General features: G+C 74.8%; 26 protein-coding genes and 2 pseudogenes. 14 read left to right on the top strand and 14 right to left on the bottom strand.

Going from position 1 to position 26937, the window contains the following annotated elements:
- Positions 1-139 precede the first annotated feature (139 nt).
- Positions 140-472: a winged helix-turn-helix transcriptional regulator gene (locus CP968_RS30995; RefSeq protein WP_150521128.1), complete on the bottom strand. Its 333-nt coding sequence runs from the start codon at positions 470-472 to the stop codon at positions 140-142.
- A gap of 75 nt (positions 473-547) precedes the next feature.
- Between CP968_RS30995 and CP968_RS30990 the strand changes: the two genes are divergently transcribed.
- The 6 genes from CP968_RS30990 (at position 548) to CP968_RS30965 (ending at position 8127) form a co-directional block, all read left to right on the top strand.
- On the top strand, positions 548-1402 hold the full coding sequence (locus CP968_RS30990) for an SDR family oxidoreductase (protein ID WP_150521127.1): 855 nt from the start codon (positions 548-550) through the stop codon (positions 1400-1402).
- A 270-nt stretch (positions 1403-1672) separates the two neighbouring features.
- Positions 1673-2035, top strand: coding sequence for a hypothetical protein (locus CP968_RS30985; protein WP_150521126.1), 363 nt, complete (start codon positions 1673-1675; stop codon positions 2033-2035).
- A gap of 65 nt (positions 2036-2100) precedes the next feature.
- Complete coding sequence (locus CP968_RS30980; RefSeq protein ID WP_189829008.1) at positions 2101-2574, top strand: hypothetical protein; 474 nt, start codon at positions 2101-2103, stop codon at positions 2572-2574.
- Between the two features lie 2 nt (positions 2575-2576).
- A complete protein-coding gene (locus tag CP968_RS30975) occupies positions 2577-6476 on the top strand; it encodes a hypothetical protein (RefSeq protein ID WP_150521125.1) in 3900 nt (1299 codons plus the stop codon).
- Positions 6477-6517: 41 nt separating this feature from the next.
- Positions 6518-7708 carry a tetratricopeptide repeat protein gene (locus tag CP968_RS30970; protein WP_150521124.1) on the top strand — a complete coding sequence of 397 codons (1191 nt, stop codon included), beginning with the start codon at positions 6518-6520 and terminating at the stop codon, positions 7706-7708.
- Between the two features lie 203 nt (positions 7709-7911).
- Positions 7912-8127: a DUF6243 family protein gene (locus CP968_RS30965; protein WP_150521123.1), complete on the top strand. Its 216-nt coding sequence runs from the start codon at positions 7912-7914 to the stop codon at positions 8125-8127.
- A gap of 97 nt (positions 8128-8224) precedes the next feature.
- Here CP968_RS30965 and CP968_RS30960 read toward each other — a convergent pair whose 3' ends face one another.
- Positions 8225-8875: a nitroreductase family protein gene (locus CP968_RS30960; protein ID WP_150521122.1), complete on the bottom strand. Its 651-nt coding sequence runs from the start codon at positions 8873-8875 to the stop codon at positions 8225-8227.
- A gap of 95 nt (positions 8876-8970) precedes the next feature.
- Between CP968_RS30960 and CP968_RS30955 the strand changes: the two genes are divergently transcribed.
- Positions 8971-9648 carry an IclR family transcriptional regulator gene (locus CP968_RS30955; RefSeq protein WP_229886823.1) on the top strand — a complete coding sequence of 226 codons (678 nt, stop codon included), beginning with the start codon at positions 8971-8973 and terminating at the stop codon, positions 9646-9648.
- Here the strand turns inward: CP968_RS30955 and CP968_RS30950 are convergent.
- Both CP968_RS30950 and CP968_RS30940 read right to left on the bottom strand, forming a co-directional pair.
- Positions 9640-9960 carry an SDR family oxidoreductase gene (locus CP968_RS30950; protein ID WP_229886825.1) on the bottom strand — a complete coding sequence of 107 codons (321 nt, stop codon included), beginning with the start codon at positions 9958-9960 and terminating at the stop codon, positions 9640-9642. The genes CP968_RS30955 and CP968_RS30950 overlap by 9 nt on opposite strands.
- A gap of 156 nt (positions 9961-10116) precedes the next feature.
- On the bottom strand, positions 10117-11073 hold the full coding sequence (locus tag CP968_RS30940; protein WP_150521120.1) for a LysR family transcriptional regulator: 957 nt from the start codon (positions 11071-11073) through the stop codon (positions 10117-10119).
- Between the two features lie 123 nt (positions 11074-11196).
- Between CP968_RS30940 and CP968_RS30935 the strand changes: the two genes are divergently transcribed.
- From CP968_RS30935 to CP968_RS30925, 3 genes and pseudogenes are all read left to right on the top strand, one after another.
- Entirely contained in the window at positions 11197-12009 is an 813-nt protein-coding gene (locus CP968_RS30935; RefSeq protein WP_150521119.1) for an inositol monophosphatase family protein, read from the top strand.
- Positions 12010-12050: 41 nt separating this feature from the next.
- Positions 12051-12710: pseudogene (locus CP968_RS30930) on the top strand (NADPH-dependent F420 reductase); the annotation flags it as partial.
- A 149-nt stretch (positions 12711-12859) separates the two neighbouring features.
- Positions 12860-13699, top strand: coding sequence for a patatin-like phospholipase family protein (locus CP968_RS30925; RefSeq protein ID WP_150521117.1), 840 nt, complete (start codon positions 12860-12862; stop codon positions 13697-13699).
- A gap of 133 nt (positions 13700-13832) precedes the next feature.
- Here the strand turns inward: CP968_RS30925 and CP968_RS30920 are convergent, their stop codons facing one another.
- From CP968_RS30920 to CP968_RS30905, 4 genes are all read right to left on the bottom strand, one after another.
- Positions 13833-14468 carry a TetR/AcrR family transcriptional regulator gene (locus CP968_RS30920; protein WP_150521116.1) on the bottom strand — a complete coding sequence of 212 codons (636 nt, stop codon included), beginning with the start codon at positions 14466-14468 and terminating at the stop codon, positions 13833-13835.
- 135 nt (positions 14469-14603) lie between these two features.
- Positions 14604-15707, bottom strand: a complete 1104-nt coding sequence (locus tag CP968_RS30915) for an oxygenase MpaB family protein (RefSeq protein WP_150521115.1) — start codon at positions 15705-15707, stop codon at positions 14604-14606.
- A gap of 235 nt (positions 15708-15942) precedes the next feature.
- Positions 15943-16770, bottom strand: a complete 828-nt coding sequence (locus CP968_RS30910; protein ID WP_150521114.1) for a lipase family protein — start codon at positions 16768-16770, stop codon at positions 15943-15945.
- Positions 16771-17028: 258 nt separating this feature from the next.
- A complete protein-coding gene (locus CP968_RS30905) occupies positions 17029-17706 on the bottom strand; it encodes a GbsR/MarR family transcriptional regulator (protein WP_150521113.1) in 678 nt (225 codons plus the stop codon).
- 184 nt (positions 17707-17890) lie between these two features.
- Between CP968_RS30905 and CP968_RS30900 the strand changes: the two genes are divergently transcribed.
- The 3 genes from CP968_RS30900 to CP968_RS30890 all read left to right on the top strand — a co-directional run bounded on the left by CP968_RS30900 (position 17891) and on the right by CP968_RS30890 (position 20524).
- Positions 17891-19084 carry a cytochrome P450 gene (locus CP968_RS30900; protein ID WP_150521112.1) on the top strand — a complete coding sequence of 398 codons (1194 nt, stop codon included), beginning with the start codon at positions 17891-17893 and terminating at the stop codon, positions 19082-19084.
- Positions 19081-19311: a ferredoxin gene (locus CP968_RS30895; RefSeq protein ID WP_150521111.1), complete on the top strand. Its 231-nt coding sequence runs from the start codon at positions 19081-19083 to the stop codon at positions 19309-19311. The genes CP968_RS30900 and CP968_RS30895 overlap by 4 nt, the downstream gene beginning before the upstream one ends.
- 115 nt (positions 19312-19426) lie before the next feature.
- A complete protein-coding gene (locus CP968_RS30890; RefSeq protein WP_167536879.1) occupies positions 19427-20524 on the top strand; it encodes a PP2C family protein-serine/threonine phosphatase in 1098 nt (365 codons plus the stop codon).
- A gap of 2 nt (positions 20525-20526) precedes the next feature.
- Here CP968_RS30890 and CP968_RS35125 read toward each other — a convergent pair.
- Both CP968_RS35125 and CP968_RS30875 read right to left on the bottom strand, forming a co-directional pair.
- Positions 20527-20727, bottom strand: a pseudogene (locus CP968_RS35125) (winged helix-turn-helix transcriptional regulator); the annotation flags it as partial.
- Between the two features lie 210 nt (positions 20728-20937).
- Positions 20938-21228 carry an STAS domain-containing protein gene (locus CP968_RS30875; protein WP_150521109.1) on the bottom strand — a complete coding sequence of 97 codons (291 nt, stop codon included), beginning with the start codon at positions 21226-21228 and terminating at the stop codon, positions 20938-20940.
- Positions 21229-21490: 262 nt separating this feature from the next.
- Here CP968_RS30875 and CP968_RS30870 point away from each other — a divergent pair, with 262 nt between their 5' ends.
- Positions 21491-22084 carry an NAD(P)H-dependent oxidoreductase gene (locus tag CP968_RS30870; protein WP_150521108.1) on the top strand — a complete coding sequence of 198 codons (594 nt, stop codon included), beginning with the start codon at positions 21491-21493 and terminating at the stop codon, positions 22082-22084.
- An 86-nt stretch (positions 22085-22170) separates the two neighbouring features.
- Here CP968_RS30870 and CP968_RS30865 read toward each other — a convergent pair whose 3' ends face one another.
- The 4 genes from CP968_RS30865 to CP968_RS30850 form a co-directional block, all read right to left on the bottom strand.
- A complete protein-coding gene (locus CP968_RS30865; protein ID WP_150521107.1) occupies positions 22171-23403 on the bottom strand; it encodes an MFS transporter in 1233 nt (410 codons plus the stop codon).
- Positions 23404-23503: 100 nt separating this feature from the next.
- On the bottom strand, positions 23504-24352 hold the full coding sequence (locus CP968_RS30860) for a methyltransferase domain-containing protein (protein ID WP_150521106.1): 849 nt from the start codon (positions 24350-24352) through the stop codon (positions 23504-23506).
- Positions 24353-24556: 204 nt separating this feature from the next.
- Positions 24557-25669: a glutamyl-tRNA reductase gene (locus tag CP968_RS35440; protein ID WP_150521105.1), complete on the bottom strand. Its 1113-nt coding sequence runs from the start codon at positions 25667-25669 to the stop codon at positions 24557-24559.
- Positions 25666-26910, bottom strand: coding sequence for a GNAT family N-acetyltransferase (locus CP968_RS30850; RefSeq protein ID WP_150521104.1), 1245 nt, complete (start codon positions 26908-26910; stop codon positions 25666-25668). The genes CP968_RS35440 and CP968_RS30850 overlap by 4 nt, the downstream gene beginning before the upstream one ends.
- Positions 26911-26937 lie beyond the last annotated feature (27 nt).

The following is a 26937-nucleotide window of genomic DNA, read 5'->3' as shown; positions in this document are numbered from 1 at the left end:
GCGCCCGGGCCGCCGCGGCCGACCCGCCCGACGCGACCGTCCACGCCCACCACCGCGCCGTGAGCGGCGTACGGAGGTGGGCGCCGGGCGGGCCCTGCGGACACGCCTCAGCGGGCGCGGCCTACCGTATGGATCCGCGTCACGGAGCGGTCGGGGCCGGCCCGGGGACCGACAGGCCCCAGGAGGCCATCGCTTCGAGCACGTCGCGCAGTCCCTCGCCGAGAGGGGTGAGCCGGTACTCGACGCGCGGCGGGATCTCCGCGTAGGCGGTCCGGGTGACGATGCCCGTCGCCTCGAACTGGCGCAGCCGGCTGGTCAGGGTGTGCGGGCTGATGCCCGGCAGGGCGTCGCGCAGTTCCGTGAAGCGGTGAGGGCCGTGCAGCAGCTCGCGCACGATGAGGGTGGCCCAGGGGCCGCCCAGCAGCGCGAGGAACCGGGCGACGCCGCATTCGGGCAGTGGTGTCGTGGTCACGTTCTCCAATCTAACCCCCCTCCGCCCTATTAGTGCAGTTGATGTAACTGATGCACCCCATGCACTAATGGCCCCATGACCTATGTGATCCACGGCGCCACCGGCGCCCAAGGTGCCCCTGTCGTCTCCGCTCTCGCCGCCACGGGCAGGCCGCTGGTCGCCCTCACCCGCAACGCGGACGCCGTCGTGAAGGGCGCCGCGCGGGTGGTGAGCGCGGACTACTCGTCCGCGGAGCAGTTGACGGCGGCCTACCGGGGTGCCGCGGGCGTGTTCGTCCACCTGCCCCTCGGCGCCGAGGCGGACCGCGTCCGGTACGCGCGCACCGTCCTCGCCGCGATCCGCGAAGCGCGGCCCTCCCGCGTGGTCTTCTCGACCAGCGGTTCCGGCGGCGGCGCGCTCGACGAACCGGCCGACAGCGCGGTCTCGACGCTGACCAGCGGGCTGGAGGCCGGCGAGGTCTCCTTCGCGGTCGTCCAGCCCCGGCTGTTCCTGGAGAACCTCCTCCTGCCGCCGGTCCTCGACGCGGCCCGCGAGCGGGGGGTGCTGCGCTACCCGCTGCGCGCCGATTACCCCGTCTCCTGGGCCTCCCACCTCGACGTCGCCGAGGTCGCCGCCGCGCTGTTCGACCGCCCCGACATCACCGGCGTGATCGCCGTCGGACAGGACCCCGCGGTCACCGGCCCGGACCTGGCCGCCGCGTTCGGCGCCCGCCTCGGCCGGGAGGTGGCCTACGAGGCCATCACGCCCACGGCCTTCGGCGCGTCGATCGCGCCCCTCTTCGGCGAGGGCCCCGCCGCCGGGGTGGCGGGCCTCTACCAGGCCCTCGGCGCTCTCGCGGGCAACGCGATCGCTCCCGAGCGGTCCGCCCAGCAGCTGCTCGGCCTGTCCCCCAGGACCACGGGCCGGTGGCTGGCCGACATCGGCCTGTAGCCCCGCGCCCCCCGGCCGTACGGCACGGACCCGGCGGCCCGGTCCGTGTCCCGGCGGACGGCCCACCCCGACCGAAGCAAGCCCCGACCGCATCCCGTTCACCGGCGGCGCCGGTACACGGAGCCGTCTTCCGGGACGGTCATGAGCGGCTGCGCCGGGGCGGGCCGCGGCCGGGCGGTCCACCACGCTGCCCGTCACCGGCGGGACACCGCGGGGCTGTTGGCGCCGGACGGGCCCGACCGGGGCGCCGCTCGCGGCACAATGACCGCCATGGTGAACTTCCCCTCCCGCCCCGTCGGCCGTTCCTCGCTCTCCTTGTGGTCGAAGGACTCGTTCCTCTCCATCGGCTCCGTCGGGTCCGTGCTGTCCATCGGCTCGGTCGGCAGCGCGCTGTCCATCGGGTCCATCGGCTCCTCGTTGTCCTTCGGCTCGATCGGCTCCGCCCTGTCGCTGGTGTCGATGGGGTCCGTCCAAAGCACCGGAAGTGCCCTGTCGATCCAGGCACGGCGCTCCGTGCTGGCCATCGGCCCCTACCGCGCGATCGGTTCTCCGGCCACGCTCGCGGTGGTCGCATCGGGCGCACTCGCCGTGGCCGCCGCGCTTGCCCTGCGCACGCGTGGCCCTCGGCGCTAACCTGGAGGCGGGCAGGGGCGGTTCGGCGTGCCGAACCGCCCGTGACGTCGAACGCAGGAGGACGGATGCTGGCCGAGCCGTTGGCCGCCCTCGCCGGGGCCGGCGCGACCGCGCTGATCGGCGCCATGGCCACCGACGTGTGGCAGGGGGCACGGGGCGGGGTCGTCCGGCTCTTCGGGCGGGGCGGCGAGGAACGGGCGAGCACGATCGGGGCCCAGCTCGACGAGGACGCCGTCCTGGTCGGCCGGACCGATCCGGACGCCGCGGACGAGGTCCGGGCCGAGCTGCTGCCGGTATGGCGCCGGCGCCTGCTCCTGCTGTTGGAGGAAGACCCCGGCTCCGAGGGCGGGTTGCGCGAGCTGGTCGCGCAGGTCCGGGGCGGGCTGCCCGCAGAACGGCAGGTGTGGACGCAGCACAACACCGCCCGCGACCACGGCACCCTCTTCGCCGTCCAGGGCGGCAGCCTCCACTACCACCGGACGGCGCCGGGAGAGCTGCCGGCGCCCGACGACGAGGACGGCCCGGGCCGGGCCCGCTGACCGTGGACCTGCCCGACGAGGTCCGGCAGGACGTCAGCGCCGTCGCCGGCTTCGCCTACGGCGCGGTCGGCGCCGACATCCACGTCTTCGGCGACGGCACCGCCGTCTACCTGCTGTACGCACGCGACGCGCACGGCGCGGCCGACGTCCTGCGCCGGGACTCGGTGTGGCTGCGCGCCCAGCCCAGCCGGATGCTCGACGCCCGCGGCGAGACCGTCGGGTTCACCGGCCGCACCGCGGAGCTGGACGCCCTGCGGCAGTGGCGCGACCAGCCCGTCCGGTCGGCGGTGCGCTGGCTGCACGGGCCGGGCGGCGCGGGCAAGTCCCGCCTCGCCGCCCGTTTCGCCGCCGAATGCGCCGACGCGGGCTGGCTCGTCGTCGACGCCGTGCACGGCACCGACACCTACCCGCCCGCCGAGGGCAGCCAGGACCTGCGCACGGACCGCCGGTCCGGGGTGCTGCTGCTCGTCGACTACGCCGACCGCTGGCCCGACGCCCACCTGCGGTGGCTGTTCCACAACCGGCTGGTGCTCGGCGACGCGGTCCCCGCCAGGGTCCTGCTCATCGCCCGCTCCGTCCGTCCCTGGCCCGCCCTGCGGGCCCAGCTGGGCCGCCGGCGGCAGCCGACCGACCTCTCCGACCAGCCGCTGGGCCCGCTCCGCGGAGAACAGGGCGAGCGCATCCGGATGTTCGAGGCGGCCGTGCGCGGCTTCGCCGCCCACTACCCGGATCCGGACGCGCTCAGCGGACTGCGTCCGCCGTACGAGGACCTCGCCCGCCCCGACTTCGGGCTCACCCTCGCCGTCCACATGGCGGCCCTGGTCGGGGTCGACGCCCGCGCCGCCGGCCGCGAGCCGCCCACCGGGCTCACGGGCATGACCGCCTACCTCCTCGACCGCGAGCACGACAACTGGCGCCGGCCCCCGGCCGGCGTCGCCGCGCACCCGGGGAGCGGGGTGCCGCCGGGAGGCGGGGAGGGCGACCGGCACGCGGCCGTCCTCGCGCGGACCGTCTACACGGCGGTCCTCACCGGCCCGTTGCGCCGTGACGCCGCCCGACCGCTCCTGGAGCGGCTCCTGCTGCGCACGCCGGCGGACCACGCCCTCGGCGCCCACGCCGCGCACTACCCGCCCACCGACCCGGCGGCCGCCCGGTTCCTCGAACCGCTGCTGCCCGACCGCCTCGCCGAGGACTACCTGGCCCTCACCCTTCCCGGCAGCCCCGTCACCGGCCATCCGACCGACGTGTGGTCCGTGACCGCGACCACCCTGATCCTGCGGCGCGACGGCGGCGCCGCGCCCGCCTGGACCCCCCGCGCCCTCACCTTCCTGCTGGCCGCCGCCGAACGCTGGCCGCACGTCGGCCCCGCCGTCCTCTTCCCGCTGCTGCGCCGCGATCCGGACCTCGCCGTACGGGGCGGCGACGCCGTGCTGACCGCGATCGCCACCCTCGGGTCCGTGGACCTCGACGTCCTGGAGGCCATCGAACCCCGGCTGCCCCCGGGCGACGTACGGCTGGAGTCCGGAGCGGCCGAGCTGGCCGTACGGCTCGCCGCCCACCGCCTGGACCGGGCGGCGGACCCGGCCGAGCGGGCCCGGCTCGCCGTGCGGCTGTCCTGTGCCCACCGCGAGGCGGGCCGCGACGCCCGGGCGCTGCCGTACATGGAGGAGGCCGTACGCCTCACCCGGGAGAGTGCCCGGCAGGACCCGGCGCACCGGCGCGCCCACGCGGACGCCCTCCTCGGCCTGGGCGGGTACTTCGTGGAACAACTGCCCGTCGGGCGGCGGACCGCCCTGCTGCGTGAGGCGATCGGCCTGCTGTGGGAGCAGGCCGAGGCAGCCGGGTACGAGCCGCTCCCCCCGGGGAGCGGGCGGGAGGCGGTCGGGGACGGCGACGGGACGGGGGGCGACGAGGGCGCCGAGGTGTCGGCGCGCGACGAGGAGGTCGCGGACGTCCTGGGTGCGCTGGGCCGGGCGTACACCCGGCTGGCCGCCGGGCTCTGGGAGGCCGGGGAGCGGGCGCGGGCGCACGAGGCCGTCGCGGAGGGCGAGCGGGCGTTCGGCGGCGTACTGGACCGCTCCGTGTTCCGCTGGTGGGCGATGGTCCCCGAGGCGGGCCGGCTGGAGACGCTCAAGGACTTCTTCCTGACCCTGTCCGGCCGCCCCGGGGAGGCGGCCGAGGGCGCGGCGACGGTGGTGGCCAACGCCCGCTCGATGGCCGATCTCAACCCGGCGGTCCACGGGGCCGACCTGGCCGCCGGCCTCGTCTTCCAGAGCCACCACCTGTGGGCGGCGGGACACCGTACGCGATCCGTCGACGCGCTCATGGAGGCCGTGCACCTGTACCGGCAGCTGGCCGAGGCCCGGCCCGGCCTCCGCGAGACGCTGGCGGCCCGGCTCCGGGACGCGACCGCCCGGCTCGTGGCGCTGGGGCGGCACACCGAGGCCGTCGCGCTCGTCGAGGAGGGCCTCGCCCTGCACCGCGCGCGGCTCGCCGCGGACCCGGAGCCCGGGGCGTCCTCCGACACCGAACGCCACGCCATCGGTGAGGCCCTGTCCTACCTGCGGCAGCGGCGCGGCGCCGACCGGGCGGCCTGGGGTGCGCCGGAGGAGGTCGACGCGGCGGGCGAACGGCTGGTGCGGGCGGGCGACCGCGCCGGGCTGTGGGACCTGATGCGCTCGGTTCCCGTCGTCGACGCCGTCCGCCTCGCCCACCGCCACCGGCCCCGCCACTGGGTCCCGCCCGAGGGCGGTCCGGGCCGGGCCGCCGCGGCCCGGCTCGCCGCGCGGCGGCCGCGGGCCGCCGAGCGGGCCGCCCGGGCCGCGGCGGAGCGGTCGGTGTGGCGGCTCGCGCACACGGGTGGGCTCGCGGCCCCGGAGCGGGTCTCCTTCGGGCCCGCGCAACGGCCGGTGATGGCGTGGGAGACGTACCTCGCGAGCGGCGTGGGCGGCCCCGGCGGGCATGCCACGCGCATCGAGGTGTACGACCCGGCCGCCCGCCGCCCGCTCTGGTCGGCCGATCACCTGCGGGTCGGCACCGCCCCGGTGGCGTGCCTGGCACCCGATGCGGTCGCCGCGGTGCGCGGCGCCCGCGGGTCCGTGCCCGAGCTCGTCCTGTACCGGCCGGGCCGGACGGAGGTGCTGGCGCGCGGAGCGGGCCTCGCCTCGGCCGAGCTGCTGGCCACGGCGGGCGGCTTCGTCGCGCTGTCGTGGCAGGTACCCCTGGCGCTGGTCGTCGACCGGGGCCGGCCGGTGCGGGAGGTCCGGCTGGCGGACCTGGGCATGGAGCGGGGTGTGACGGCATGCTCCGTGGACCCCACCGGGAACCGTCTGCTGCTGGCCTCCCGCGACCGCTTCGTGCTGACCGACGCGGAGCTGGTCCCGCTGTGGTCCGAGGGCTGGCGGCGGGTCCCCGGCGAACACGGCACGGTGGAAGCCGCCGTCTTCCTGCCGGCCGGCGAGGTCGTCACCGCCGCGTCCACCGGCGGCGTCCACCTCTTCGAGGAGGAGTCGGGGAATCCGCTGATCACGGCGTCGAGGCCCGGGGGGCCCGAGCTGGACCACCTCTTCGCGGTGCCGGGATGGCGCCTGGTCGGGGGCCGGGCGGCGGTCGGCCGCAGCGCGTACGCCTTCGACTGCGTGGACCTGGCGCCGGTACCGCTGCCCGGCCCGCTCGCCGGTGCCGGACGCGCGGTCACGGCCTCGCCCGGGGGCCGCTTCCTCGTCGTCGGTGACGCGGTGCACGATCTGGGCCACCCCCTCTCGTTCATCGGGCGGCCGGTGGCCTCGCTGACCCCGGCCGAGCTGACGGAGCTGAGCGGGTACCTCGGGGCGGGCTCCGTCCCGGGCGGCGGTGTCCGTGAACTGCTCGAACTGGTAAGGGACCTCGGGTCCGCCGTCTGACCGGCACCGGCCGACGGCCGGGGCGAGGGGAGTTGACCGCGTTGTTCCGCAGGAAGCGCGACCGGCAGAGCCCGCAGGAACCGCAGAGCCCGCAGAGCCCGCAGGAACCGCCCGGGCCCGAGGGGCCCGGCGGGCCCGCCGAGCCCCTCGACCTCCGGCTGACCGAGCCCGGTGACGCGCCCTTCCACCTGACGCCGGACCACACCATGGCGCGGCAGACGGAACTGGCCGAGGCGGAGGCCCGGCTGGGCCCGGGGCACGAAGACGTGCTGCGGCTGCGCCACAACCACGCGTTCCTGCTGGGCGTCTGGTCCGCCGCGGCCCCGCCCGGTGACACCCGGATGCACGACCGTGCGATCGCCCTGCTGGAGGTGAACCTGGGCTACCAGGAACCGGTGTGGGGCCCCTATCACCGGGACACGGTCCTGACCTGCCAGGGCATCGGCACCTTCCACCTGTCGGCGGGTCGTCCCGAGCGGGCGCTGCCCTATCTGGTGCACGCGCTGGAGGGGCACGAGCGCACCGCCGGCCCCGACGACCCGCAGACGCTGACCGCGCGCGAGAAGCTCTCGGACGCCTACGCTGCGGCCGGCCTCGGCGAGCGGGCGATCACCCTGCTGGAGGAGGCGGTGGCGGGCAGCCGGCGCGTGCTCCCGGCGGGCGGGAAGGATCTGGAGGGCCGCAAGGAGAAGTTGTTCGCGGCCTACCACAAGGCGGAGCGGCGGCCGGAGGCCCTCGTGCTGTGCCAGGAGATCGTCGGGGACCGGGAGCGGTTCTACGGGCCGCACCACCTGCAGACGTACATCTGGGTGGACAACCTCGCGCACCTCCACCACGACGGCCAGGACCTCGACGCGGCGATCGCGTGCTACGAGCGGGCCGTGGCGGGGTTCGAGGAGATCCACGGCCCCGACAGCGCCGAGATCGCCTACCGCTACCACAACCTCGCCATCGCCCACCTCGACGCCGGCCGCCCGGACCGGGCGGTGCCCTACCTGCGGGCGGCCCTCGCCGCGCGCGAGCACAGCTTCGGCGCCGACGCCGTACCGGCCCTGGAATCCCTGGTCACCCTGATCTCCGGCTACGACCAGGCGGGCCGGATCCCGGAAGCGATCGCGGCGACCGAACGCCTCGCCGCCGCCCTGCTGCGGGTCGGCGGCCCCGACCACCCCAAGCTCCCGGAGGTCAGGGAGTACCTCGGTGCCCTCAGGAGGCACCTGGCCCGGGGGTGAGGTGCGCGGCGGCGCGGCCGGTGCGGGGGCGGCGAAACGGTTGGTCTGCGGGGCCGACGGAACCGGGTAACGTCTTTGTCATGTTCTTCCAGACGTCGATTCACGAGGGAGAGCGTGACGGGCCCCGCTGACGTCCTCGACGTCGCTGCCGTCCCCCCACCGATGAATCCGCAGATCACTTCACCTCACCACCGGGAGAACCCGTGACCGTCAGCAAGAACATCAACAACCCCGTGGGCATGGGCGGCGGCCAGCGCAAGCGGCAGTCCCGCGCCGAACGGCAGAACAACGGTCCGCACCGCAACCTGGACCGCCAGGGCGCAGCCGACCAGAAGGCCGAGCTGGTGCGCAAGATGCGCGAGAAGTCAGGGGCCGGCGAGGGCGCCGGGCAGTCGGGTGACGACGGCGCACAGGGCTGACGCACCGCCGCCGCGGCGTGGCAGCGCACGGGGAGGGGATCGCGCCCCGGCACGCCCGGCGGTCGGCTCCGCCGGGGTGCGCGGCCTCGCGGAGTGCTCACCAGCCGTCCCAGTGCAGGACCTGCTCGCGCGGGATCCGCCGGGCGGCCCGGAAGTCGGTGCCGACGGTGTACGCGACCGGGATGAACGCGGCCTGCATGACCTGGGCGTACGGGATGCCGAGCGCCTGCGCGAACTCCCGCTCCAGCGGCAGGTTCCCGGTCGTCCACACGGTGCCGAGGCCGCGTTCGCGGGCGGCCAGCATGAAGCTCCACGCGGCGGGCAGGATCGACCCCCAGGTGCCGGCCTGGTGCGTGACGGACAGGCCCTCGGTGCGTCCCTCGACGCAGGGGATGACGAAGGCCGGCACCTCGTGCAGATGCCGGTACAGGTGCTCGACGCCCGTGTACACCCGCTCCATCACGCCCGGCGCGACCTCGGCCCGGCTCACGTCCCGGGCGGGCAGCGGCTGGTGGGCCTCCGGGACGCCCAGGCTCGCCCGCCACAGGTCGGCGAGGACGGCCCGCCGGGCCGGGTCGGTGACGATCACGAAGTGCCAGCGCTGCCGGTTGCGACCGGTGGGCGCCTGGACGGCGAGGTCGACGCACTCCTCCAGGAGGGCGCGGGGCACCGGCCGGGTGAGGTCGAGCCGGTGGCGCACGGCCCGGGTGGTGGACAGCAGGGTGTCGGAAGCAAGACCGAGGTTCATGCGTTGAGCCTGCTAAGGCCCGGACGGGGCGGGAAGTCCGGGCTTCCACTGAGTGGAACCCGAAGGAGAGACGGGGCGGGACGTTGGGCGAGAGCGTGGCGGGTCGGCTCTTCTCGGTACTGGACGCGTTCGAGGACGGCGGCCCGGCGGCGTTGCGGCTCACCGACATCGCGGCCCGCACGGGACTTCCGGCGCCGACGGCACTGCGTCTGGTGCGGGAGCTGGTGGCGTGGGGCGGTCTGGAGCGCGGCGCGGACGGCAGGTACCGGCTGGGGCTGCGCCTCCGGATGCTCGGCGCGGCGGCGCCCTGCCCGCGCGGGCTCCTCGACGCGGCGCTCCCGGAGCTGCGGGCCCTGGCCGCCCGCACCGGCGGTCACGCGGACCTGGCGGTGCGCACCGCCCCTTCGGCCGACGGGATCCTGTGCCTGGTCAGCGGGGATCGGCTGCCGCCGCACGCGACGGCGTACGGGAAGGTGCTGCTCGCCGTCCCGCCGGCCGTGCTGCCCCGGCACACCCGGCACACGGTCGGCTCCCCCGGCGTCCTCGCCCGCCAGCTCGCCGGGATCCGGACGGCGGGTCTGGCCGTCTGCGCCGAGGAGTTCAGGCTGGGCGAAGTGTCGGTGGCCGCTCCGGTGCGGGGCCCGGCGGGGACGCTCGCCGCGCTGGGCGTGACCGTCCCCACCGGCGTGCCCCTGGACCGGGTGACGGCGGCGGTCCGGGCGGCGGCTGCTCGGGTACGGCCTCCCGAGCCACCGCCGTACCCGTCACCGTGACGGTCGCGCCGGCGCTCGCCCGGTCGCCGGGGTCATCGCGGAACGCCGGCCGGGTACCGTCACGGTGTCGTTCGAGGCCCTCGGCGAGCTCGGCCGGCACCGTCCCCACGAGACGGTCCACGGGCGGTTGGCGGCCGTGACGGCCTCCCGGATCGGCGTGGAGCCCGTGTTGAGTTCGAGGATCTGGCGGTGGATGCGGGGCTCGTGCAGCAGTTCGGCGAGGGTCGCCGTGACATCGGCGCGGGGGATCCGGCCGTGGAACTCGGCCGGGCCGAGGGAGACGGTGCCCGTGCCGGGATCGTCGGTGAGCAGGGACGGTCGGTGGATCAGCCAGTCCAGGTCGCTGCGGCTGAGGGCGATGCGCCCCCGCTCCTGGAACGCACCACGGACGCCGTGCTCGCCCCCCTCTCCTACCGGGCCGTCTTCACCGACGAGCCCCTCATCCCCGCATGGGAACGGACCCTCGTGTCACACCTGCTGCCGGACTGACCACGACGGGTCGGGGGACGGTCGGGAGGCGGCCGGTGGCGCGAACACGGCCCGCACGGTTTCGGTGGCCAGGTCCCGCAGCCAGGCGTGGGCGCGGTCGTCGTCGTAGCGCTGGTGCCACAGCAGGTACAGGGGGACCTCGGGCAGCGGGAAGGGCGGCGGCAGCGTGGCCAGGCCGAGTTGCTCCCGGGCCGTACGGGTCACCGCGTCGGGGAGGGTGACGACCAGGTCGGTGTCGTGGGCGAGTTGGAGGGCGAAGGCGGCGGTGGGGCCGGCGGCGACGACGCGTCGTTCGAGGCCGCGCGAGGTCAGGGCGTCGTCGATCGGGTCGCGCAGGCTTCCGCGCCGCGAGACGGTGAGGTGTTCGGCGGCCGCGTAGCGCTCGGGGCTCGGCCCGCCTTCGGTGAGCGGGTGGCCCGGACGGACGGCGACGATCAGCCGGTCCCTGCCGACGAGGCGGTGGCGGATGTCCGGGAGCGTCGGAGGGCTGGAGCTCGATTCGAGGTCGACCTCGCCCCGGCGCAGCTCGGCGTCGTCGGCCCCGGGCTCCGCGGACAGGCGCAGCCGGACACCGGGGGCCTGCCGGCGGACGGCCGTGGTCAAGGCGGTGCCGCAGGCGACGGTCAGGGCGTCGTGCCAGCGCACGGTGAACACCCGGTCCAGGGCCGTCAGGTCCAGCTCCTGCTGCGCGGAGAGGAGTTGGTGGGCCTGCTGCACGAGGGCGTGGACCTGGGCGCGCATGGCCAGCGCGCGGGTGGTGGGGACCATGCTGCGGCCGGTGCGGACCAGGATCTGGTCGCCGGTGGCCTTGCGGATGCGGCCCAGGGAGCGGCTCATCGCCGGTGCGGTGACGTGGAGGCGGGCTGCCGCGCCGGCGACGCTGCCCTCTTCCAGCAGCGCGTCGAGGGCGGTGAGCAGATTCAGATCCAGTTGCATGAGGGTAACTCTACAAGTGAACAGCATGCACTTGTTGTTAACGGTCGGGCGGCCTACCTTCGACGTGCGGGGCGAGATCGACCGGCCCCGCCCCTCCCGACCCCCTCTCCCATGGAGCCCACCATGAACACCGTCATGCCGTTCGACGCCGACGCGACGCTCCTGTCCCGGGTGACCTCAGTGGTGAAGGCTGCCGGCGTCACGCTGCGCGAGCGCCACACCCCGCACGCCCGGGGTGTGAGCCTGGACCAGATCGTCGCCGAGATCCACGCCAACGACGACGCCGTGCTGGACGTGCTGCGTCAGCCGCTGCTGGAGGCCCGCCGGGGATCGCGGTGGGCCGAGGACGAGCTGGCCGGCGGAGCGCTCCCGTCAGGGGAGTGGTGGGTCGTCGACCCCGCCGAGGGCAACATCAACCACGTTCACGGCATGGACGAGTGGGCCGTGACCGCGACCCTGGTCCGCGACAACCAGCCGGTGCTCACCGTCGTCCACCTGCCGCTGACCGGCGACACGTACACCGCCGTCGCCGGCGGCGGAGCGCGCCTGGGCGACCGGCCTCTGCAGGTGTCCGCCAAGACCGAGCTGGGCGGCGCACTCGTCGGCACCGGTCAGGCCCGGCCCGGCGAGGACGAGCGCACCTTCCGTCGGATCGGCGACTCCGTCACCGCCATGCTCGTGGGCGGCCTGGTCGTGCGCGTGTCCGTTCCCGCCACGATGCAGCTCATCCACGTCGCCGCCGGGCGCACCGACGCCTTCTGGCAGTTCTCCGACGTACGCTCCGGTCTGGTCGCCGGCGCCCTGCTGGTCTCCGAGGCCGGAGGCACCGTCACCGACCTGTCGGGCGAACCCTGGAACACCGGCAGCCGCGACTTCCTGGCCGCCGCCCCCGGCATCCACACCGCCGCCCTCAAGGTCCTTTCGCCGATCGCCTGACCTGACCCGATCTCGCCGCCCCTTCCCCGCCCCGCCACAGCAAGGAGCACCACCGCATGACCAGCATCGGCATCCTGGGCGCCGGCCGCGTCGGCACCGCCCTCGCCCGCAGGCTCGCCGCAGCCGGACACCACGTCACCCTCGGCGTCCGCAACCCGCAGGACACCGCCGCCCACCCCGTCGGGTCCGTACCGCGGATCACCTTCGCCGACCAGCGCACCACTGCCCGCACCACGGACATCGTGATCAACGCGACGCCCGGCGACAGCTCCCTGGAGCGCCTCGCCGACCTGCGCGCCGAGCTCTCCGGAAAGATCCTCGTCGATGTCTCCAACGCCACCCGCGACGCCGAGGACGGCCTGCCCGGAGACCTGTGCCATCCCGGCGGCAGCCTCGCCGAGAAGCTCCAGGCCGCGCTCCCCGACACCCGCGTGGTCAAGACCCTCAACACCATGCTGTTCATGGTCATGACCGCTCCCGAGACCCTGGCCGTCCCGCCGACCGCCTACCTCTCGGGCGACGACGAATCCGCGAAGAACACGATCGCCGGTCTGCTCGCCGATCTGGGCTGGCAGCCCGCATGGATCGAGGACCTCGGCGGCATCACCACGGCCCGCGCCACCGAGGCCCTGATCCTCCTGGTGCCGCACGTCCTGCGCCGCAACGGCTTCCGGCCCTTCGCCGTCTCCCTCGCCCGCTGACCCGCGAGGCCCGTGCGGTCCGTCCGCGGGCCGAAGCGCGCGGGTGCGCTCGTGGCGGCCGGTGCTATCGTCGACAGGGCGAAACAGGGACCAGTCCCCATTTCAGCCGCGGGCGGGCCGTCCGCGGTCCTTCACGAGAAGGGGGAAGCATGCGCGGCACCGCACTCGTGCTCGGCGGCGGCGGACCGGTGGGCGGGGCCTGGTTGACCGGGGTGCTCGCCGGACTCACCGAGGCCGGGATCGATCTCGGCAGCGCCGACGTCGTGATCGGCACCTCCGCCGGCGCCGTCTTCGGATCCCGGCTCCGGTCCGGCGTCACCGCCGCCGACCTGTACGAGCGCCAGCTCTCCGGAGCGGACGCCGTCCGGCTGCCGTTGACGGCACGTCAGACCGCGACGTTCCTCTGGGCGGCCCTCGGTTCCCGCGATCCCCAGCGGTCCGTCGAACGCCTCGCCCGGGCAGCGCTCCGCGCCGGGACCGGCACGGAATCGGACGTCCTCGACACGGTCGGCGCGCTCTTGGGCGACGTGCGCGACTGGCCCGCACGGGAGTTGCGCGTCACCGCGGTCGATGCGCGGACCGGACGACTCGGGGTGTTCGGCCCACGCTCCGGCGTGACCCTGCTCGAAGCCGTCGCGGCGAGTTGCGCCGTACCCGTCGTATGGCCGCCGGTCACCGTGGCGGGCCGGCGCTGGATGGACGGGGGCAGCCGCTCGACCGCCAACCTCCAGCTCGCACGCGGCCACCGCCGGGTCCTGGCGATCGCGCCGATCCCCCGCGCGGTCGGCCCGCATCCGAGCGCCGCACGGCAGGCCGCGGACCTCACCGCCGAGGGAACGCGCGTCGTCCTGCTGACCCCGGACCGCGCCGCACGCCGCGAGATGGGCCGCGACATGGCGGACGACGGCCGCCGGCCGGCCGCCGCCCGCGCGGGCCGCGCCCAGGCAAGGGCGCTGGCCCCGTCGGTGGGCGACGTCTGGCAGGGATGACGTGCGTCGGCCCGCACGCTGCGGGCACCCGCGGGAACGCCGTGCGCAGCATCGGGCGCCGAGCCCGGCACGGCCGGACTCCCCCGTGCCCGGGCCGACGCGGATACCCGCGCCGACGGGGACCGCCCGGGGCTCATCGAAGGGTGCGCAGTCCGTTGAGGATGAGGTCGGCGACGTGGTGGGCATGGAGGCGGATCGCGCGGAGGGAGTCCGGCGGGTGGCCGAGGCGGGTACTGAGCGCGGGATTGGCCCACGGCGCGGTACCGCCTGCGGTGATCATGAAGTAGACGGTGGGCAGGGGGACGTCCTTGAGGGTGCCGTCGGCGACGAGCTGCGCGTACAGGGGCGCGAAGCGCGTGATGGTCGGCTCGATGTGACGGGTCCACAGGTGGGTGACGCGCTCGGAGTCGTGGGCGGCCTCGGAGTTGACCAGCCGGAGCAGGGCCGGCTGGTGCGCGGCGGCCTCGACGAAGGTGGTGATCATGCCGTGCAGCCGGTCGAACGGAGTGCCGGCCGGGTCCTCGGCACGGTCGAGCGCCTCGGTCAGGCGGGCGCAGGCATGGTCGACGGCTGCCGTCCACAGGGCGTCTTTGGAGCCGTACCGCTTGGTGAGCATGTTGTGGCTGACGTTCAGGTCGGCGTTGAGGGAGCGCAGGGAGACGCCCTCGAATCCATGACGGGAGAAGGCCGTGAGCGCGGCGCGGAGGACTTCGTCCTCGGGGACCAGGCGCCGGGTCTTGTGATCACCGTCGGCACGGGCGTACGTCATGCGGTCAGGCTATCCGGTGCCTTCGCGCCCCGGAGTCCTCGGACCCCGGACGCGGGTTCGTCCGTACCGGGCCACGGGGGCGGAGCCGGGCCGCGGGAGTGGGGGCGCTTCGTCGTGGACGGGGTGCCCCCGGATTCAGCGGGCGCGGTGCCGGCCGTCGAGGGAGTGGACGTAGGCGCGGGTGAGGTCGAGGTTCTGGGCGATGAGAGCGGCTCTGCGCGCGGGCCGGCTCTGCCAGCGGTATCCGAGGCCGACGGCGGGGCGCAGCGCGGTCAGAGCGGGATGGAGCAGGCGGGCGGGCGAGCGCCGGTCGCGGGCGTCGGTGTGGAAGAGGGTGACCAGGGCCCGCAGGAGCGGGCGGCCGACGGTGGCGGAGAGTCCCAGCTGCGCCTGAAGGGTGCCGGCGACGGCTTCGATCGTGTGGCGGGTGAGGGCGTCGGCCTCGACGGCGACCGGGTCCTGACGCTGCGCGGCGAGCTGACGGCCGGCCTCGGCGGCCGCCGCCGGCCCCGACAGGTGCGCGACGAGGTGGGGTTCGATGCCCAGCAGGTGGGCGATGTGCTGCCAGTACCGGTACAGCCCTCCCAGCTCGGCCTCGGACCAGGTGTAGCCCAGCATCGCCTCGGCCCGGAACGAGGTGTGGGTGAAGGCCAGCCACGTGCGCAGGAGGTCGGCCTGGTTGACGGGCAGGCCGTGTACGGCGGGGTCGTACCCGCCGTTCAGGGCGGCCGTACGGGCCCGGGCGTGCACGAGGCGCACGTGGGCGGTGGCGACGTACCCCTCCCGCCCCGGGCGCAGCGCGCCGGGGAGCAGGGCGGAGTTGACCCACTGTCCCGTCGCGTCCAGGCGCGTGCCGGCGGTGTTCAGGAGCGGTCCGGTGGCTGCCAGAGCCGCTGCGATCGAGGGGCAGCGGTAGACCTCGACCAGCGAGCCCGCCGACAGCGCGATCGCGTGGACCCAGCCGGGGTGGGTGAACCATGCGTCGGACCCGCGGTCGAGGATGTCCGGGTCGAGGTGTGCGGGCGGATGCTCCAGGTCGTGGAGGAAGGCGGCCAGGGCCGGTGCGGGGCGGGACAGGGCCCGTACGCCCCGGGCGAGACCGCGGTGCAGGTCGTGACGGGCCTGCGTTCCCCCGGTCCGCATCTCCTCCACCAGCTCGTCCGCCAGGTGGTCCGCCACGGCTGCGGCGCGGCGCACCCAGTGCGGGACCCGGCCCACCCCGTCATGGTTCTCGGGCACGACGAACCCACCCCCTCCCGAGTTGACGACTGTCAACTCGATGAGTGTGGGGCCGTCCGCGCGAAGGGGCAAGGAGTCGGGGCGAGAAGCTTCACGCCGCCCTCAACCGCCCTGCCACGTCGCGTGGTTGCCCAACGGGGGGCAGGACGGGCGGCCGCCCGCTCCGCCCGGCCCGCGCGGCGCCGTCGCCGGCGGCCCGGACGACGCCGGTCACGTCCGGGCCGCCCGTTCGCCGTCAGCCGGCGGGCGCGAGGTTCTTCTCGAAGGCCGCCAGGTAGTTGGGGAGGTGGTGGTCCTTGACCGCGTCGGTCTCCGGAGCGAACAGGTCGGCGCGCACCCCCTTGACCCGGTCCTGGAGCCGGGCCGCGAGCGGCATGGCGTCGTGGAGGCGGCCGTCGGCGTCGAAGTAGCGGCTCGTGTCGACGTGGGTGTAGACGGGCTCGGGCGGGAGGTGCGGGACGATGTCGTTGTTGTTGACGAAGCGGTGGCACCGGTTGCGGAAGGCCTTGTTGTGCGCGCCGGCGAGGAGCCGTTCGCAGGTGCGCGGCTGGCCGAAGGTGTAGACGCCGTCGGGCAGCAGGCGGGGCTCCTCGAAGTGGAAGCGGGCGCCGGCCAGCATCGCGAGGGCGCCGCCCAGGCTGTGGCCGGTGAACCACACGCTCTGTCCGTCGGTGCGGTATTCCAGGATGGTGTCGCGGATCTGCGGATAGACGGACTGCAGGGCCCGGTGGAAGCCGTAGTGGACGAAGCCCTTGTTCGCCGGGCCGGGGACGGGTGGGGTGTCGACGTCGGTCAGCCAGTCGTAGATCTTCGCCACCTCGGTGCCCCGGAAACCGGTGACGATCATGCGGTCACTGGCCATCACGTAGGCCTGCGTGTCCTCGATGGGGAACGGCATCGCGTGCGTCGACTCGACGCAGCGGACGTTCGTGAACCCCCAGGCACGGGCCTGCTCTTCGATGCCTGCGCGGTCGAGCGCGGCCAGGCCGGCCGCGCGCGCCATCCAGTAGGCGTGCGGGAGGGAGTAGCGGGTCGTGGAGTGGTCCAGGGCGGGGATGGCCATCGGGGCACGTCCTTCGGAGGTCGGCTGCGGCAGCGGCGGCCCGCGGGGCCGCGTCACACGCCCCCACGGCACGGAGCCCCACTCCACCAGCGCCCCGGGGCCGACCCGGGCATAAGCGTTTCCCCAGGCGCGCCGCCAGCCGAGAGCACCGGACCCCGGCCCCGGCCCCGACCTTCGGAACGACTCCCGTCCGGGCCCCGGGGCGTCGGCCCGCCCGCGGCCGGTGCGCGGGAGGGGCGGACGGTGATTCCGGGCCCTTCACATCAGCAGGGTGCGCCAGCGGTCGGCCGATTCCCTCATGTCGTCGACGACCCGCTCCAGGAACGTACCCGCCCGCAGGAGCCGCTCCCCCACCGGCGAGTCGGGGCCGAGCACCTCGGCCGCCGCCATCGCGGCCCGCGCCGATTCGCGCGTCTGCCGCGCGCTGATCGCGACCGAGTGGTACCAGGCCTGGTCGTCGACGACGTAGACGTCGCGCCGTCGCTGCGGATCGCGCTCGCGCCGGACGTATCCGTGCTCGACCAGGGCGTTCACGGCCACGGATACGGACGCCGGGCTGACCTTCAACCTGCCCACGAGCTCGGCCGCGGTGCGCCTTCCGTCCTCGGACAGCAACAGGTCGACGTGCACGCGCGCCATCATCCTCGGCATCCCCGACCTGACCGCCAGATCGATGATCGTCTCCTGCGCCACGCCGCCCGGCGACCGGTCGTCCGCGCGGGAGGGCGCCGCCGCACCCCGCCGCGCCCGCCGGACCGTCGCCTCGTGCGCCGACCGGGACCGGTAGCCGCCGGGGCCGCCGTTGCGCGTCACCTCCCGGCTGATCGTCGACGTCGGACGTTCGAGCCGGCGGCCGATCTCGGCGTAGGAGAGCCCGTCGGCGAGTCCGGCCGCGATGCGTCGTCGTTCCTGCTGGGTCAACCGTCCTCCTGGCATGCCGTCAGTATTGCCTTCGCATCCAACCATTGCAACGCTCCATTGCATTCACTCTCAATCATTGCATCAATTGCCCTGTTTTTCGGCGAGCATGAGAAGCTCAACTAATTGACGAAATGGTGAATGCAACGTAGCGTTCGAGCTCTGACGAACGCGTCATATCGCGAAATGGGGAGGGGCCGTCATGAGCGAGTCCGTACACACCGTCACGACGTGGCCGGCGAAGCGCGGGGGCGGCTGCCCCTTCGACCCGCCGGTCGAACTGATCGACGCCCGTCGGCACGGGCCCATCAGCAGCTACACCCACCCCGGCGGAAAGCCGGGGTGGGTGATCACCGGATACGAGATGGTGCGGTCCGTCCTCGCGGATCCCCGGTTCAGCTCGCGCAAGGACCTCTTGAACGTCGTCGACTTCGAGCTTCCCCCGGCGCCGCCCGGCGAGTTCCTCCTCATGGACGAGCCGGAGCACAGCCGCTACCGGAGGCCCCTGGTGGGCAAGTTCACCGTGCGGCGGATGCGGATGCTCACCGAGCGGATCGAGCAGATCACCGCCGGCTGTCTGGACGCCATGGAAGAGGCCGGTCCGCCGACGGACCTGGTGACCGCGTTCGCCAAGCCCATCCCCACCATCGTGATCTGCGAGATCCTGGGCGTGCCGTACGAGGACCGGGCGTCCTTCCAGGAGCAGATCGACGCGTTCATGGGCGGGGAGGTCAGTGACGAGGAGCTGATCGCGGCCTACACCGCGACCCAGGAATACCTCGCACAGCTGGTGGCCGCGAAGCGCGCCAGGCCCACCGACGACGTCCTGAGCGAACTCACCGACAGCGATCTGACGGACGAGGAGCTGAAGGGGATCAGCCTGATCCTCCTGGCGGCCGGATTCGACACCACCGCGAACATGCTGTCCCTCGGCACCTTCGCGCTGTTGCGCAATCCGGAGCAGCTCGCGGCGCTGCGCGGCGATCCCGCACTCACCGACGGGGCCGTGGAAGAGCTGCTGCGGTACCTGAGCGTCGCCAAGACGTTCCACCGGACGGCGCTGGAAGACGTCGAGCTGGGTGGCCGGATCGTCACGGCGGGTACGACCGTCCTCCTCTCGTACCACACCGCCAACCGCGACCCCGACCGGTTCGCCGACCCGCACGCGCTCGACCTCCGCAGGCAGGCCGCCGGACACCTGGCCTTCAGCCACGGCATCCACCAGTGCCTGGGACAGCAGCTGGCCCGGGTCGAGATGCGGGTCGCGTTCCGCGCACTGGTCGACCGCTTCCCCACCCTGCGCCTGGCCGTGCCGGCCGAGGAGGTCGAACTGCGCCCGGAGACCGCGGACATCTTCGGCGTGAAGCGCCTCCCGGTCACCTGGGACGAGAGGTGAGCACGGCGTACGTGAGAGCCGACCGCGGGCGCTGCATAGGCGCCGGCATGTGCGTCATGACCGCTCCCGACGTCTTCGACCAGGATCCCGACGACGGCCTGGTGGTCCTGCTGCACGCCGAACCGCACCCCACCCGGCGTGCGGCCGCGCGGATGGCCGCCGGTGTCTGCCCCTCCCGGGCTATCGCCGTCCACGAGCCGGACCACGACGGCCGAACGGTCACGTAGTCCCGGCTGACACGACGGAGCGGGGCCGGCGCGACCGGGGCCCGGCCCGGATCCGGGCCTGCCCGGGCGGCGAGCCGATCCCGCGGATGGAACGCCATCCCGGATGATCTTCCGGATGGAGATGCTTCTGCCGACGGGCGCCCGCTACCGCCTCGTGCGGGCGCTCCCCGGCATCGTGATGCTGGCGGCGGCCACCGCCGACTTCCTCACCCCGCGTCAGGACCGTTACGGGGCACTGCTCTACGTGGTCCCGGGGCTCGCCGCCGTGTCGTGGGGCGTATGGGGGACCCTGGGCTTCGGAGCGGTGGCGGTCCTCGCCCTGACGGCGCTGGAGGTCCATCGCGGCGTGCCGCTCGGTACGGCCGCCGTGGCGGGCGCGGTGCTGGTGGGGGCGATCTCCCTGGTGGCCGCGTGGACCAGCAGCGTCCGCCTGGACCGCGAGCGCGAGCTGCAGCACGTACAGGAGGTCGCCGACGTGGCGCAGCGCGCCCTGCAGCACCCCCTGCCGGAACACCTGGGCTGCGTCGACCTGCACCTGCTCTACGAGACGTCGGTGGCCGGCGCCCACATGGGGGGAGACTTCTACAAGGCGCTCCACGTGGCCGGCGGCGTACGCCTGATGATCGGGGACGTGCAGGGCAAGGGGCTGGGGGCGGTCGAGTGCGCGGCCGTGCTCCTGGGCTCGTTCCGGGAGTCCGCGTACGTCGAACCCGACCTGCCCTCCATCGCGCGCAAGTTGGAGACGAGCATGCGGCACCACGCCCTGCGGGTCGGCATCGACGACGCGGACCGGTTCGCCACCGTCCTGCTGGCCGAGGTCCCCGACGGCCTGCCGGTGATGCGGCTGCTGAGCTGCGGTCACCCCCCGCCGGTCCACCAGGACCGGGCCGCCACCCGCTGCCTCGCCTTCCGCCGGCCGTCGCCGCCCGTCCACCTTCCGGTGCCGGTCGAGGAGGAGCACGTGGTGGAGGAGGTCCCCTTCCGCGTGGGCGACCGGGTGCTCATGTACACCGACGGGGTCAGCGAGACGCGCAACGCGAGCGGTGAGTTCTACCCCCTCGCCGACCGCATGACGGAGTGGGCAGACGTCGCGGACGGCGATCTCCTGGTCCTGCTCGGCGAAGACCTGCACCGTTACAGCGCCCACGGCCCGGACGACGACACCGCGGCGGTCCTGGTGTCCCGCACGGCGGTGACGCCGTCCGCCGGGTAGGTACCGTCGCGGGTCAGGCCTCGCAACGTCACGGACAGCTTCTTCTGCGAGACGCCGGGCATCCGGCGTCTCGGCTCCGCGAAGCGCACCTCGTCCGGTGCGGCATCGGCGAGCGTCTTGACCGCCATGGACGTCCCCTTCGTACCGATGCTGTCCGGCCACTGCCGCGTCGGGCACCGGGGATCCAACAGATCGCCGCGCACCCCACGGCCCGGCCGGCAACGAGGCCCCGTACCTCGGCTGGTTCCCCGACGCGGGGACGCTCGGGCGAGGCGTGCCCGACGACATCCGTGCGGCCTTCGTTCACGCGTACACCGGGAGCGAGGCCCTGCGCTGCGCGTTCTCCCACTACCGGGCCCTGCCCACCAGCGCGCGGCCTGCCGAAGTGACCGGTCCGGGTGCCGCCTGCGTGATCACAGGGCGCGGGCGGCGTCGACGCCGTCGGCCGTCGGGAACAGCCGGTCCGCCTCGGTCACTTCCCAGGTGCGGGCGAGGCTGCCGGGCAGCGGGCCGGCCAGGACCAGGCGGCCGTGGCGCAGCAGGCGGAGCATCTGGTTGAGCATGGCGGAGTCCGCGAAGGCGGCGCGGCTGACGTCGAGGACGGTCCGCCGGATGGACGGGTCTGCGACTGCCGCGGCCCCGGCCTCGCGCAGGGGGCCCAGGGTGTCCTGGTCGAACTCCCCGACGCACACGATCACCCGCACGCCATCGCCTTGGTCCGGCACTACCCCCACCTGCTGCTTCATCCGGCCCCCTCTCCCACGTGGACGATCGGACGGCCATTCTGGCCCACGCCCACGCCCACGCCCACGCCGCCGCCGCCGGGCCACCTCCTCCGACGCGCCCCGCGGGCGCCGGCGGTGCCCTCGCGGACCGCGGCGGGGCGGGAGCGTGACCCGGAAAAAGGTGGGGCCGTCCCGTACGACGGATGGTAGGCAGGGGACCTGCGAATCAACTGGAGGAAGCATGCGTGCAGGGGTGTACCTCGCCCATCCGCGGCCGGGCAGTTTCAACCACGCGGTGTTCGAGGCCGTCGTGGACGAACTGCGGTCGCGGGGGGCCGAGGTGTCGGCACACGACCTCTACGCCGAGGGGTTCGATCCGATGCTGGCGGCGGCGGAGACGGGAACGGTCGAGTCGGCTGCTCCGGCGCACGACGCGCAGGTGGAGCTGTACCGCGCGGAGCTGGCCGCACTCGACGTCCTGGTGTTCGTCCACCCGAACTGGTGGGGCATGCCGCCCGCCGTCCTGACGGGCTGGGTACAGCGCGTACTGGCGCCCGGTGTCGCCTACAAACTCGGGAGCCCGGAGGGCGAGCCGGCGGGGTTGCTCACGGCGGGCCGGGCCCTCGTCCTGAACACCTCCGACACGCCGCTCGACCGCGAGGAGAACGAGTTCGGGGACCCGCTGCAGCGCATCTGGGCGGCATGCGTGCTGCCGTACGTCGGCATATCGGACGTACGGCGGACCGTCTTCCGCACCGTCACCGACTCGGACACCGGGCAACGCGCCGGCTGGCTGGCGCGCGCCCGGGCGGAGGCCGCCGCCCTGCTGGCCTGACACCGGCCCGCCCGGCCCCCCTCCCCGGCCCGCGACACCCCCTCGTCGTCCTGCGGCCGCCGTTGCGGTCCGGTACCGCGTCCGCGTCACGTCCCGACGTTCAGCGCGGAGGGGTGGTCGGCGGCTCCGGCGCGGAAGCCGTCGCGGGACGCCCGGCGGGCGAGGACGCCCGCCGGGGCCGCGGACAGGAGGAACAGGCCCGCCAGGACCGCCCAGCCGGCCTGGCTCAGGCCGGTGACCAACGCGGTGACCAGGGCGGGGCCCATGGCGACGACGGCCGCCTCGGTACTGGCCGTGACGCCCTGGTACTGCCCCTCCGCGTGCTTGGCCATGAGCCCGAGGGACAGCCCCCACCGGGCCGACACGTAGTAGAGCTCGCCCACCACGTGCGCGCCCATGCCCAGCATGATCACGCAGGTCGCCAGGAGCGGGGAGCCGGCCCATGCGACGGAGGCGAAGACCAGGCAGCAGACCGCCAGCGCCAGCGCCGAGACCCTGCTCGCCCGGACGGCCTGCCGGACGCCCACCGACCGCTGACTGACGCGTACTTGGAACACGGCGATGGCCACGGAGCTCACCACCACCGCCAGCCCGGCCGTCCACAGCGGCGCGCGGGTGTCCTGCGCGATCCACAACGGGAGCCCGGTGGCGAGCAGCGCCCAGCACAGGGAGAGCAGTGCGGTGGTGCCCATGATCGCCACGTAGGGCAGGTCGCGCAGTGCCTGGGTGCCCGAGCGCTGCCGTTCCCTCGGTACCGGCGGGACGGAGGGGACGAGCAGCGTCAGGGCCGCGGTCACGAGGAGGGCGAGGGCGTCGACCAGGACGGCGGCGACGAAGACCGCCGGGTCCTTGCTGGCCAGGACCAGGATGGCGCCGCCCGCGCCGGCGGCGTAGGCGATGTGCTGGACGACGCGGCCCTGCGCCAGCACCTTGACCCGGTCGTCCGGTGGCATGAGCCCGTAGACCAGGGTGACGCGCACGCCGACGCCGGAGCTCTGCACGGCGGAGAACAACGTGGTCACCAGGAGCAGGGACCAGAATCCGCCGACGAAGACGTAGGCGACCATCGCCAGGCCGCGCAGGACGATGACCGTGCACAGGACTTCGCGCGGGCCGCGGCGTTCGGCCATCACTCCGATGGGGACGGCGGCGAGCAGCCCGACGAGTCCGCCGATGCCCATGGCCAGCCCCATGTTCCCGGCCGGGATGTGCCGGATCTGGGTGAGGTAGATCGCCCAGATGCTGAACCACAGGCCGTCTCCGAAGCCGTTCACCCCCTGGCCGGTCAGGAGCCGTCGCACGATGTGTCGCTTGTCCATGCCGTGTCCTCTGTCCGATCGCTGCGCCCCCGCGGCCGGCCCCGTCGCCGGGCGGGTCACGGCCGCTCCGTCATGCGTATCCCGCCCGGCGTCGGCGGAATCAGTGCCCCGGCCGGTGGGCCGCCCGTCCCCGGTCGCCGGGCAGGCGGCCCCACGCCTGGAAGAGGACGGGGTGGACGACGACGGTGTCGGGCTGCGCGAGGTGGGCGCGCAGCTCGCCGGTCAGCCGGTCCAGTTCGGCGTGTCCGGTCAGCCCGCGTTCGACGAGGGCCGCGCGGCACAGTTCGGCCCGGTCCGCGAGGAGGGTGTGGTAGGGGTGGCCCTGTTGGAAGACGCGGATGCCGGCGTCCACGCCGATGTCGACGAGCCCGGCCGCGCGGAGCAGGCCCGGCAGGCGGCGGCCGAGGTGGACGTCCATGCCGTTGAGGCGCCACAGCTCGGTGACGAGGTCGACGAGCGCCGTCCACGCGGGGTGCGGGGGGTCGCACACGCGGGTGACCCAGTCGACGTCCTGGACGGCGATCGTGCCGCCGGGACGGGCCAGGGCGACCATGGCCGACAGCACGGCGCCGGAGTGCGGCACGTTCATCAGGACCAACCGGGTGTGGACGAAGTCGAAGCCGCCCTTGTCCTCCGCGGTGTCGGCGGCGTCGCCCTCGACCAGCCGGACGTTGTCCAGTCGGCGCTCGGCGACGAGGCTGCGGGCGAGCCGGAGCATCTCGGGCTGTACGTCCAGGCCGACCACCTCGCCACCGGGTCCCACGCGTTCCGAGAGCAGGTCCAGAATGCCGAGCGGGCCGCAGCCGACGTCGGCGGCGCGCGCCCCGGGGCCGGGTCCGCAGCGGTCGAGGAGGCGTTCGGCTTCCGGCCGGAACATCTCGCCCTGGTAGAGCATCCGGTCCAGCTCGCTGGTGGCGGCGCCCATGAGGTACTGCTCGGCCATGGTCATGCGGGGCTCCTTCGGGGTCGTGTGCGACGGGACGGCCGGACCCGGCCGCGGGTCGGCGCGGCGCGGCCCCGACCGGCGCGGTCGGGGGCGGTGCGCTGCGCGGGCGGTCGCCGTGCGGTCGGCTCGCTCCCGCTGTCGCGCCCTCGGCGGAGGTGACGGGCGGGAAGGGCGCGGGGCGCCGGTGTCGCGGGGGCGCGGGCCGGGTCACGCGTGATCATGGTGGGCGGCGCTTTCCGGCGGGGGCGGAGCGGGTTGGCGCCGCAGGCGGTCGCGCAGGTGCAGCAGGTGGTCCCGTACGGGTTCCAGGTCGCGGGGCCCGTAGGTGCTCGGCGCGTCGGGCCAGTGGCCGCGCAGGGCGGCCAGGGCCCGCGGTGTCGTGCGGACGGTGCCGTCGGTGCCGACGACCACCCCGTCGAGTTCGGCGCGGCGCAGGTTCCACTCCACGGCCCGGTCCGGGGATACGCCTTCGGGCAGGCGCAGTGCCACGGAGCGGTGGTCGACCGTCACCGGGTAGCCGCCGGGGAGCCCTCGGGGGCCGGGGAGGTGTCCGGTGTGGGCGGGGCCCGCTCCGGCGAGTGCGGCGACGGCGGCCGCGCCCGCGGCGGCGCCGACCTCGTTGAGGTGGTGGCGCGGCCGGGAGCGTACCGGGGCCAGGAGGCCGCGCAGGTCCGTCAGGGGGGCGCCGTCGAGCCAGCCGCGGGCGTCGTCGTCCGGCCGGGGCGGGGCGTGGAGGTGGGCGTGGTGGGCGAGCAGGTGCAGGGTCCGCTCGTCGGGGAGGGCCAGCCGGGCGGCGAGGGCGGAGGCCAGGGTGGCGACGTTGCCGAGGCCGCAGGCGACGGGCAGTCCGCGGGCGTGGAGGAGGGGGTTGACGGCGTCGGGGAAGCAGGCGTTGACGATGCCGGTGCCGGGGCTCGCCTCGGCGCAGGCGGTGGCCAGGCGCACGGCCGCGGAGCTCTGCAGGGCCAGGGTGAGGCCGAAGCCGGCCCGGGCCAGCAGCTCGGTCCAGGCGGAGGGCGTGGTCCGCGCTTCGGCCGGTGACTGCTCCGAGCCTGCGATCACCAGGACGTCGGGGCGCAGGGCGCCGAGCAGGTGGCGGGCCCGGTCCGGGTCGTGGGGGTCGAGCGGGCCGGCGGCGCAGGTGGTGCGGGCGCCGGCCAGGAAGGCGTGGTCGCCCGCCAGGTCGGCGAGGTGCCGGGCCCGGTCGGCGTCGCGGCCCAGTACGTGGAGCCGTAGCGGGTGGGCGTGGCGGGCCAGGGCGCGGACCAGGGCCGAAGCGAACGCGCCGGTGCCGACGACGGCGACGAGGGGCGGGCTCACGTCCGGCTCCCGGTGCGGGGGGCGGCTCCGGCGAGGAAGGCGTCGAGGTCGACGAGGCGGGGCTCGGGGAGGCCGGGGCAGCGGGCGCTGATGTCCGATCGGGGCGGCCGCGTGGGGTCGGTGAAGTAGGTGGGGACCAGGACCGGCCCGTGGGGGCCGGGGTCCAGACCGAGGAGGGGGTTGGCGACGAGGAAGTCGCGGGTTCGCGGCGTGTCGCGGCGGACGTAGAGCCGGATGCGCTTGTCGGAGAAGTGGTTGGGGGGAAGGACCACGCGCGGCCCGAACTTCCGCTTCCACTGGAAGATGCCCTTGCCGAGGAAGGCTTCGGTGCCGAAGAAGTCGACGTGCTCGACGCCGTTCTCGCGGGCCCATCGCAGCAGCAGGTGGTAGACGGCCTTGAACGCGCCCTCGTCGTAGTGCCGCTGGTCGCCGTCGCGGACGCCGAGCAGACGGGTGGTCAGGGTGCGCCGGTCGCGGGACCAGTGGCACAGGACTCCGGCGACGCGGACGCCGGCGGCCGTGACGAACATCAGCGTTCCGTGGCGCAGGATGGCGTGCCGGGCCGTGGCCCGGTTCTCCGTACGGCTGCGGTCGCCGTGCCGGCGGCGCATCGTGGGGGCGTGCATGGTCCGGTAGAAGAAGTCGAAGGCCTCCGGCGAGGCGTCCTCCTCCAGCGCCCAGTGGTGTGCGCGCTGGTTGCGCCGGAACTCCCAGCGCTCGCGGCGCGATATCTGCCGGTCGAGGGCTTCCGCGGAGGACGGGACGTCGACCACGAGGTGGACGCGGAACGGCGCGGTCAGCGAGGCCGCGGTCGGCAGGCGTTCCAGTTGCCGGCTCTGGGCGCCGACGACCACGAGGTCCGCGTCCGGCCAGCGGCCGGCGGCGAGGTGCCGCAGGCTGGTCCGGCCGCGGGTGCGGTGGGCCGGTCCTGCGCCCGTCCGGGAGCGCTGGTGCTCCAGGAGTTGCAGGATGTTCGCCTCGCCCTGGGGCAGCCCCAGGTAGGCGATGCTCGGGCCCGGCTCCGCCCGGGACACGGTGACGGGAACCCCGCGCGGGACCTCGTCGTGCAGGCGCCGCAGGGTGCGCCAGCCCGGGCCGGGGCTGTTGTTCCAGGCGTAGGCCAGGCGGGCGCGGACGGCGGCGGGACCGGCCGCGGGCGCCGCCGCCCTCCCGGGCCCGCGGGGCGGGAGCGGGAGGGCGGCGGCACCGGGCGGTGGGGGCGGGGCGGGGACGGTCGACACAGGTGACTCCCGGGCAGGTGGTGACGG

The sequence above is a fragment of the Streptomyces subrutilus genome (assembly GCF_008704535.1).
Taxonomy (GTDB): Bacteria; Actinomycetota; Actinomycetes; order Streptomycetales; family Streptomycetaceae; genus Streptomyces; species Streptomyces subrutilus.
Note: the sequence above shows the minus strand (reverse complement) of the source record. Positions and strands in the feature narration are given on the sequence as shown.

What these genes read in the sequence shown, in the direction of transcription:
- CP968_RS30960 (WP_150521122.1), bottom strand. Translation starts at nt 8,875, where the DNA reads ATGAACCTCGGTCTTGCTTCCGACACCCTGCTGTCCACCACCCGGGCC.
- CP968_RS30985 (WP_150521126.1), top strand. Translation starts at nt 1,673, where the DNA reads ATGGTGAACTTCCCCTCCCGCCCCGTCGGCCGTTCCTCGCTCTCCTTG.
- CP968_RS30890 (WP_167536879.1), top strand. Translation starts at nt 19,427, where the DNA reads ATGGAGATGCTTCTGCCGACGGGCGCCCGCTACCGCCTCGTGCGGGCG.
- CP968_RS30870 (WP_150521108.1), top strand. Translation starts at nt 21,491, where the DNA reads ATGCGTGCAGGGGTGTACCTCGCCCATCCGCGGCCGGGCAGTTTCAAC.
- CP968_RS30900 (WP_150521112.1), top strand. Translation starts at nt 17,891, where the DNA reads ATGAGCGAGTCCGTACACACCGTCACGACGTGGCCGGCGAAGCGCGGG.
- CP968_RS30925 (WP_150521117.1), top strand. Translation starts at nt 12,860, where the DNA reads ATGCGCGGCACCGCACTCGTGCTCGGCGGCGGCGGACCGGTGGGCGGG.
- CP968_RS30865 (WP_150521107.1), bottom strand. Translation starts at nt 23,403, where the DNA reads ATGGACAAGCGACACATCGTGCGACGGCTCCTGACCGGCCAGGGGGTG.
- CP968_RS30940 (WP_150521120.1), bottom strand. Translation starts at nt 11,073, where the DNA reads ATGCAACTGGATCTGAATCTGCTCACCGCCCTCGACGCGCTGCTGGAA.
- CP968_RS30935 (WP_150521119.1), top strand. Translation starts at nt 11,197, where the DNA reads ATGAACACCGTCATGCCGTTCGACGCCGACGCGACGCTCCTGTCCCGG.
- CP968_RS30860 (WP_150521106.1), bottom strand. Translation starts at nt 24,352, where the DNA reads ATGACCATGGCCGAGCAGTACCTCATGGGCGCCGCCACCAGCGAGCTG.
- CP968_RS30920 (WP_150521116.1), bottom strand. Translation starts at nt 14,468, where the DNA reads ATGACGTACGCCCGTGCCGACGGTGATCACAAGACCCGGCGCCTGGTC.
- CP968_RS30910 (WP_150521114.1), bottom strand. Translation starts at nt 16,770, where the DNA reads ATGGCCATCCCCGCCCTGGACCACTCCACGACCCGCTACTCCCTCCCG.
- CP968_RS30990 (WP_150521127.1), top strand. Translation starts at nt 548, where the DNA reads ATGACCTATGTGATCCACGGCGCCACCGGCGCCCAAGGTGCCCCTGTC.
- CP968_RS30905 (WP_150521113.1), bottom strand. Translation starts at nt 17,706, where the DNA reads ATGCCAGGAGGACGGTTGACCCAGCAGGAACGACGACGCATCGCGGCC.
- CP968_RS30980 (WP_189829008.1), top strand. Translation starts at nt 2,101, where the DNA reads ATGCTGGCCGAGCCGTTGGCCGCCCTCGCCGGGGCCGGCGCGACCGCG.